The sequence below is a fragment of the Mixta sp. genome (assembly GCF_024610815.1).
Lineage (GTDB): Bacteria > Pseudomonadota > Gammaproteobacteria > Enterobacterales > Enterobacteriaceae > Mixta > Mixta calida.
In genome coordinates this window covers 1-6,073 of record NZ_JANION010000198.1, presented here as the reverse complement: position 1 = coordinate 6,073, position 6,073 = coordinate 1, and the positions used below count along the sequence as shown (strand labels likewise).

Annotated in this window: 4 protein-coding genes; 2 read left to right on the top strand and 2 right to left on the bottom strand. The window is 58.7% G+C overall.

Going from position 1 to position 6,073, the window contains the following annotated elements; translation table 11 throughout:
* Positions 1–404 precede the first annotated feature (404 nt).
* Complete coding sequence (locus MYY08_RS15040) at positions 405–2,333, top strand: bifunctional 5-dehydro-2-deoxygluconokinase/5-dehydro-2-deoxyphosphogluconate aldolase (protein ID WP_084969873.1); 1,929 nt, start codon at positions 405–407, stop codon at positions 2,331–2,333.
* A gap of 256 nt (positions 2,334–2,589) precedes the next feature.
* Positions 2,590–3,429: a MurR/RpiR family transcriptional regulator gene (locus MYY08_RS15035; RefSeq protein WP_038629634.1), complete on the top strand. Its 840-nt coding sequence runs from the start codon at positions 2,590–2,592 to the stop codon at positions 3,427–3,429.
* 185 nt (positions 3,430–3,614) lie between these two features.
* Here MYY08_RS15035 and iolB read toward each other — a convergent pair whose 3' ends face one another.
* On the bottom strand, positions 3,615–4,442 hold the full coding sequence (iolB, locus tag MYY08_RS15030) for a 5-deoxy-glucuronate isomerase (protein ID WP_038629633.1): 828 nt from the start codon (positions 4,440–4,442) through the stop codon (positions 3,615–3,617).
* A 21-nt stretch (positions 4,443–4,463) separates the two neighbouring features.
* On the bottom strand, positions 4,464–5,969 hold the full coding sequence (locus MYY08_RS15025) for a CoA-acylating methylmalonate-semialdehyde dehydrogenase (protein ID WP_084969874.1): 1,506 nt from the start codon (positions 5,967–5,969) through the stop codon (positions 4,464–4,466).
* Between the last annotated feature and the right edge of the window lie 104 nt (positions 5,970–6,073).

The following is a 6,073-nucleotide window of genomic DNA, read 5'->3' as shown; positions in this document are numbered from 1 at the left end:
AAACATTTCATTTTGCGAGTGAGACCAAATGATTGGGTTTACCGGCGTGGAAAGCGGCCTTATAGCGGGAAGCAGTAAAACGGCGACGGGCGGCGATAATAAAAACAGATATTCCATTTCATTTTCAGGAAAAGAGTAATGCCCTCAAAAGACACGATAAAAGCTGAAATAGCGCTGGACCAGGCGGGGAAACGATGCGGCTGGCCAGCTGCTAAAAGGAGGAAGAGAGTTTTACCCGCTTCACAGTTTTGGGTTAATAATTTCATTCAATATTGTTTTTGGAATATTTATTCCCCATACTGCCAGCACAGTTGATCCGGTGCGATCGGATTATTGGGAGCCTTCCCGAAAGATCTCTGGAGACGCCCGACAGTGTCTGCTTATCACAGAAGGAAACAACAGGTATGAGTACAAAACAGAAGCGGCTTGATGTGATTTGTATCGGCCGTATTGCCGTCGATCTCTATGGTCAGCAAATCGGTGCGCGCCTGGAAGATACCAGCACCTTTGCCCGCTATCTCGGCGGCTCATCAGGCAATGTCGCCTACGGCGCCGCCATTCAGGGGCTAAAATCCGCTATGCTGGCGCGTGTCGGCGACGAACACAACGGCCGCTTCCTGCGTGAGGAGTTGCAGCGCGTGGGCGTCGATACGGCGTTTCTGATTACCGATAAAACCCGTCTCACTGGTCTGGTGATGTTGGGCATTAAGGATGAAGATACCTTTCCGTTGATTTTCTACCGCGATAACTGCGCCGATATGGGTCTGACGCCGCAGGATATCGACGAGGATTATATCGCCTCCGCCCGCGCGGTGGCGGTGACCGGCACCCATCTTTCCCACCCGGATACGCGCGCAGCGGTGCTGAAGGCGCTGGAGATCGCGCGCCGTCACGGCCTGCGCACGGCGCTGGATATCGACTACCGACCGGTGCTGTGGGGACTGACCTCGCTGGGCGACGGCGAGACGCGCTTTATTGAATCGGAACGCGTCACCCAACAGCTACAGGAAGTGCTGCACTACTTTGATCTGATTGTCGGCACGGAAGAGGAATTTCATATCGCTGGCGGCAGCACCGATACGCTTAGCGCGCTGAAAGCGGTGCGTCAGTCGAGCAAAGCGACGCTGGTCTGTAAGCGCGGGCCGCTGGGCTGCGTGGTGTTTGAAGGCGACATTCCAGACAGCTGGGAACACACCACTCTGCAAAGCGGCGTGCGTGTGGAAGTGTTGAATGTGCTGGGCGCGGGCGACGCCTTTATGTCCGGCCTGCTGCGCGGCTGGCTCAATGACGAAGGCTGGCCGCAGGCGTGCCGCTACGCCAACGCCTGCGGCGCGCTGGTCGTATCGCGCCACGGCTGCGCCCCGGCGATGCCGACCAAAGCGGAGCTGGATGATTATCTCAGCCGCGATCGCGAAGTGAAACGCCCCGACCGCGACGTGCGGCTGAACCATCTGCATCGCGTCACCACCCGTAAGCAAAGCTGGCAGGAGCTGTGCGTGTTCGCTTTCGATCACCGCAAGCAGCTGGCGGATATGGCGCAGGAAGCGGGCGCCGATCCCGAACGTATTCCGCAGTTGAAGACATTGCTGCTGCAGGCGGCGGAAGCGGCGGCCACCGAAGCCGGGCTGGAAAACAGCAGCGGCATTCTGGCGGACACCACCTACGGACAACGGGCGCTGAACGCGATTACCGGCAAAGGCTGGTGGATCGGTCGTCCTGTTGAAATGCCCGGTTCGCGTCCGCTGCGCCTTGAACATGGCAACATCGGCTCTCAGCTGATCGACTGGCCGCAGGAGCACGTCGTGAAATGCCTGGTTTTTTATCATCCCCATGACGACGCCGCGCTGCGCGCCGAGCAGGACGGGCTGATTCTCGACGTCTGGCGCGGCTGTAATAAATCGGGCCATGAGCTGCTGCTGGAAGTGATCCTGCCGGAAGATAACCCGGACCACCAGGAATCTTACTATCTGGAGATCATCTCCCATTTCTACCGTCTCGGCGTTCAGCCCGACTGGTGGAAGCTGCCGCCGCTGTCGCTGCAAAGCTGGCAGGCGATCGGCGCGGTGATCGAGCAGGAAGATCCCTGGTGCCGCGGCATTCTGCTGCTGGGCCTGGATGCCCCGGAAGATAAGTTAAAGGCGGGCTTCCGCGATGCGGCGCAGGCGCCGTGGGTAAAAGGGTTCGCTGTCGGACGCACCATCTTCGGCCAGCCGTCACGCCAGTGGCTACAGGGCGAACTGAGCGACGACGCGCTGATTAACCAGGTGAAAAACAACTACCTGACGCTGATCGGCTACTGGCGTGAAGCGCGTCCCGTGCGCCAGGCCAGCTAATCTGTCGTTATCGGCCACGCCGCTGACCCGCATTACGCAGCGGCGTGCGCTTCTTTTCGCTACGAATTAACCTGCCTTTCCCTTCCCGACCGCCCTTTTGCCGTCCAGGGGAGAAGCAATTTAGCACCACTTAATGTGAGGTAATTCATGTTACGATGAAATAAAGCCAGCTAACCGGGGATTCAAATGAAATTTTCCATTCGTCTGGTAGAATATCGCTCAGCAAAACGCCAATCATTTTTAGCAGGTCGAAGTAATGACAACTAATCCTACACAGCTTTCCTTGTTACAGGACGACATTCGTCGTCGCTACGATACGCTCAGCAAACGTCTGAAACAGGTTGCACGCTATATTCTTGATAACAGCAACAGCATCGCTTTCGATACCGTCGCCTCTATCGCCCAGCAGGCCGACGTTCCACCCTCGACGTTAATCCGTTTCTCTAATGCCTTTGGCTTCAGCGGCTTCAATGAAATGAAGCAGGTTTTTCGCCAGCATCTGATGGAGGAGACGGTAAACTATACTGAACGCGCGCGCCTGTTCCGACAGACCGCTACCGATGAAACCGCCGCCTCGCCGGAGAACCCGGCTGAAATCCTGAACGTGTTTACTATGGTGAACTCGCAGGCGCTGCAACAGCTGGCGATGCAGACTAACCCGGAGCAGCTGAATAAAGCGGTCGACATGCTCAGCAAGGCGGAGAACATCTATGTTATTGGCCTGCGCCGCTCGTTTAGCGTCGCCACCTACCTGACCTATGCGCTGCGCCATCTTGAGCGGCGCGCGTTTCTTATCGACGGCCTGGGCGGCATGTTTACCGAACAGCTCAGCATGGTGAACCCAAAGGATGTGGTTATCGCGATCAGCTACTCGCCCTACGCGCGTGAAGGCGTGGAACTGGTAGAAATGGGCGCCAGTCGCGGCGCGCAGCAGATCGCCATTACCGACAGCCAGGTCAGCCCGCTGGCCGCTTTTAGCGATGTCTGTTTTGTAGTGCGCGAAGCGCAGGTAGACGGCTTCCGTTCGCAGGTCGCCTCGCTCTGTCTCGCCCAGACGCTGGCGGTATCGCTTGCGCTGAACAACGCCAAAGAGTGACATACAAGGCGCTGCCGCTTACCACAGGCGGCGCTAACGCTGCTGCGATAACAAACGCCCCGATCGCAGCAGCCGATAGCCGGTCGTAAAAAAGCTGCGGTTAGGTCAGCAAACAGAAGGGCGGCCTGAGCCGCCCTGTTTAATTGACCTCAATGCTGCTGTCCCAGCGCGTTACTCCGCCACCGTCAACCCTGATTCTTCTCAACAGGATAGCTGTCGCTGTTTACCCAGGCGTGATCTTTTTCCCAGGTGAATTTCCACTTACGCACCGGCCCCGCCATCACGTTCAGGTAGTAGTTGTCGTAACCAGCGATGGTCGCCACGGGATGATAGCCGCGCGGTACGGTCACCACATCGCGATTATAGGGCGCCATGCACTCATCCAGCGAACGATCGTCGGTATAGACGCGCTGCATAGCGAAGCCCTGCTCCGGCTGGAAACGGTGATAATAGGTCTCCTCCAGGTAGGTTTCATCCGGCGAATCTTCCCGATCGTGCTTATGGCTGGGATACGAGCTGGTATCGCCTTCGTTGGTGTACACCTCCACCACCAACAGGCTATCGGCTGGCTGGTTATCCGGCAGAATGTTATGCACCAGACGCTGGTTGCGCCCTTTTCCGCGACGCTCAACGCCCACATCCTGCGGCGCAATCAACCGCGCCGGCAGATGCCCGTGGCCGGGCGCGTTGCATACCGCCAGCTCCAGATCGGAATCGGCGACTACCTCGACGCGATCGTGATGCGGCACATAGACCGAATAAGGCGGCGTGCGCTCGAAAGGCGACTGTCGGCGGCCGATGCCGGGAAAATCGGCATGGCGCGTTTTCACCGACGCCAGCCCACTCACCAGCACCAGACACAGCTCCTTCTCCCCGCTATCCAGCGTCAGAGTCTGTCCTGTTTTCAGCAGGTAGACATCGAAGCCGACAAAGCGCCAGCCTGCGCTTTCCGGTGTGATGTGCTGGATACGCCCGTTAGCGTCAGGCTGCTGACGTTTAGCAAGCAAAGACATGCGCTCCTCCTTATAAGGTGATTAGCCCAGCGTCGGCATGCTGAATTCCGATACCGTCTGCTGGCCGCTCGGCCAGCGCGCCGTGGCGGTTTTCATACGCGTATAGAAGCGTACGCCATCCGGCCCGTGAACGTTGAGCGCGCCAAATACCGAACGTTTCCAGCCGCCGAAGCTGTGAAACGCCATCGGCACCGGTACCGGCACATTGACGCCCACCATGCCCGCCTCTACGTTCTGTACAAAATCGCGTGCGACATGGCCGTTGCTGGTGAAGATAGCGCTGCCGTTGCCGAACTCATGGCTGTTGACCAGCGCCAGCGCGCTTTGATAATCCGGCGCGCGCATAATGCCCAGTACCGGGCCGAAAATTTCTTCACGCCAGATGACCATATCGCTGGTGACCTTATCGAACAGCGTCCCGCCGACATAGTAGCCTTCGCTATGGCCCGGCACCTGGAAACCGCGTCCGTCCACCACCAGCTCCGCGCCTTCCGCCACGCCTTTATCAATGTAGCCCAGCACTTTCTTCTGATGGACGGCGGAAACCACCGGCCCCATTTCATTCTCTTCGCTGCCTTGCTGCATGCCCGGCCCGACGCGCAGCGCCTTGACCAGCGGCGTAAGTCGCGCGATCAGCTTGTCAGCCGTGTCGTCGCCTACCGCCACGACGATCGGCAGCGCCATGCAGCGCTCGCCCGCCGAACCGAACGCTCCGCCCATAATGGCGTTGACGGTGGCGTCCAGATCGGCGTCCGGCATTACGATGGCATGGTTTTTCGCCGCGCCGAACGCCTGCACCCGCTTGCCGTGCGCGCTGGCGGTTTTATAGATATGCTCCGCCACGCCGGAAGAACCGACAAAGCTGACCGCCTGCACGCGCCTGTCGGTATAGAGCTGTTCCGCCGTTTCATTGGCGCAGTGAATCACGTTGAACACGCCGTCCGGAAGTCCGGCCTCGCTAAGCAGCTCCGCCATGCGCACTGAGGCGGAAGGATCAAGCGCCGGCGGCTTCAGCACGAAGGTATTGCCGCAGGCGAGCGCGATCGGGAACATCCACATCGGCACCATCGCCGGAAAGTTAAATGGGGTAATGCCCGCCACCACTCCCAGCGGCTGCATCAGCGAATAGCTGTCTACGCCGGTGCCGACGTTCGGCGAATACTCGCCTTTGATCAGGTGCGGAATGCCGCAGGCGAACTCCACCACCTCCAGACCGCGCGTCAGTTCGCCCTGCGCGTCGGACCAAACTTTGCCGTGTTCGCTGACGATCAGCGCCGCCAGCTCGTCGCGATGCTTTTCCAGCAGCGCTTTAAAATTGAACATGACGCGCGCGCGGCGCAGCGGAGAGGTTTGCGACCATGCGGGAAACGCGTTATGCGCCACTTCTATCGCCTGCGCCACCTCGTCCGCAGTGCTCTGCGTCAGTTCGCGCACCACCTTGCCGGTCGCCGGATCGTAAACCGGAATCGTTTCGCTGCTGGCGCTATGGGTGACTTTACCGCCAATAAAGTTTCCAACGATATTCATGTTCGTGCCTCATTGATGTGTGGTTCCCCTGCCGAGCGGCCCATCAGGTTTCGCCATAGCGATTGGGGGAGTTAACCCGTTTCCGTGCTTTGACCCTATTATAT

What these genes read in the sequence shown, in the direction of transcription:
- MYY08_RS15040 (WP_084969873.1), top strand. Translation starts at nt 405, where the DNA reads ATGAGTACAAAACAGAAGCGGCTTGATGTGATTTGTATCGGCCGTATT.
- MYY08_RS15035 (WP_038629634.1), top strand. Translation starts at nt 2,590, where the DNA reads ATGACAACTAATCCTACACAGCTTTCCTTGTTACAGGACGACATTCGT.
- iolB (WP_038629633.1), bottom strand. Translation starts at nt 4,442, where the DNA reads ATGTCTTTGCTTGCTAAACGTCAGCAGCCTGACGCTAACGGGCGTATC.
- MYY08_RS15025 (WP_084969874.1), bottom strand. Translation starts at nt 5,969, where the DNA reads ATGAATATCGTTGGAAACTTTATTGGCGGTAAAGTCACCCATAGCGCC.